General features: G+C 64.8%; 1 protein-coding gene and 1 pseudogene. Both read right to left on the bottom strand.

What is annotated here, in order from left to right:
• A partial coding sequence (locus EN893_RS32230) for an ABC transporter ATP-binding protein (RefSeq protein ID WP_164901315.1) occupies positions 1–1,268 on the bottom strand: 1,268 nt, incomplete at its 3' end.
• Between the two features lie 251 nt (positions 1,269–1,519).
• Positions 1,520–1,809, bottom strand: a pseudogene (locus EN893_RS32220) (BMP family ABC transporter substrate-binding protein); the annotation flags it as partial.

The raw sequence follows: 1,809 nt of genomic DNA, 5'->3' as shown, positions 1-1,809 counted from the left end.
ACAAGCACCTTCGGATCGAAGGCAAGCTCGCGTGCCAACAACGCCTTCTGCAGATTGCCGCCGGACAATGCGCCGGCCCGGGTCATCGGTCCGGGGCATCTGATGTCATAGGCCTTGATTTGTTCTTCAGCGAAAGCGCGGATCGCATGCGGCTTGAGCAGGCCTTTGCTGCTGAACGCCGCGGTGCCGATGCGCGGCAACACCATCGAATCGGCGAGCGGCAGGTTGGTCACCAGTCCGGTCGTCATACGGTCTTCCGGGATACGTCCGAGCCCGAGCGCCTGCACCTCGCGCGGCGAAAACCGTGAGACTTTTTGGCCGGCAATCGTCATCCGGCCGGCATCGGGCGCCCGCACGCCGGAGATCACCTCCGCCAGCGCCCGCTGGCCATTGCCCGACACCCCGGCAATGCCGAGGATTTCGCCGGCACGAACGGCAAGCGATATGTCGCGCAGCGCCGTGCCGGAATGATGCGAGGTTGAGATACCGTCGAGCGTCAGCACATCAGCACCCGGCGCCGATGGTCCCCGCGCCGGCGGCACGATCTCATGGCCGCACATCAGTGTTGCCATCTCCGAGGATGTCGTGTTGGCCGGGTCATCGACGCGGCCGGCAACGCGGCCATGCCGCAGCACCGTGCAGCGATGCGTCAGCGCCCGCACCTCATTGAGCTTGTGCGAGATGAAGATGATGCCGAGACCTTGCGCCGCCATAGAACGTAACGCCGAAAACAGCCCGTCGACCTCGCTTGGCGCCAGCACCGCTGTCGGCTCGTCGAGGATCAGCAGCCTGGCGCCACGAAACAGAGCCTTGACGATTTCGAGCCGCTGCTGCTCGCCGACCGACAGCGCCGAGACCGGCAGGTTCGGGTCAAGCATCAGCCCATGCTGGCGGCCGATCTCGGCCAGCCGCGCCAGCCCGCCGGCGCGGTCGATCCGTCCTGTCTTGCCGGGAATGCCGATCAAAAGATTTTCCAGCACAGTCAGCCGCGGCGCGAGGTGAAAATGCTGGTGCACCATGCCGATGCCGGCGGCCAGCGCATCGGCGGAACTGGTGATCCGCACCGGCTTGCCCTGGATGAGGATTTCCCCAGCATCGGGCGCATAGGCGCCGAACAGCACATTCATCAGCGTCGTCTTGCCGGCGCCGTTCTCGCCCAGCAACCCCAGGATCTCGCCGGGTGCCACGCTGAGATCGACGGCCTCGTTCGCCTTGACGGCGCCGAAGCTCTTGGTGATGCCGCGCATTTCGATGAGGGGGGCGGGCAAGGGCAAGGATGCTCCTGATCGGAGTTGGCTTTGCGGTTCAGCTTTGATTGAGAGGGATGCGCTGCACCCCCCTCTGGCCTGCCGGCCATCTCCCCCTCAAGGGGGGAGATCGGATGTCATTTCGGCTTTCGCCAATTTTCTACGCCGAAGCAGGAGTGCCGCCGACAAAGCCGCCAATCTCCCCCCTTGAGGGGGAGATGTCCGGCAGGACAGAGGGGGGGCGCCTAGCACCAACCCCAAAAGCCAGAGCGTCAATCCGAAACCGGCGTATTCTCGTCCACATCCACCCGGAAATTGCCTTCGAGGATCTCGGCCTTCTTCTTCTCGACCAGCTCCTTGACGTCCGCCGGCAGCGTCTTGTCGAACTTGTGGTAGGGCGCCAGATGCGAGCCGCCCTTGGCCATGCGCGAGAAGTCGCCATAGTCCTGCGCGGTGAAGACGCCGGCCCTGACCAGTTTGATCGCCTGCTCGACCGTCGGATACATGTCCCAGACCGGGCCGGTGATGACCGTGTCGGGGCCGAGGCTCGACTGGTCGGACA

This window comes from Mesorhizobium sp. M7A.F.Ca.CA.004.04.2.1 (genome assembly GCF_004022825.1).
GTDB lineage: Bacteria > Pseudomonadota > Alphaproteobacteria > Rhizobiales > Rhizobiaceae > Mesorhizobium.
The sequence above is the reverse complement of the archived record's forward strand: the minus strand, read 5'-3'. Positions and strand labels throughout refer to the sequence as shown.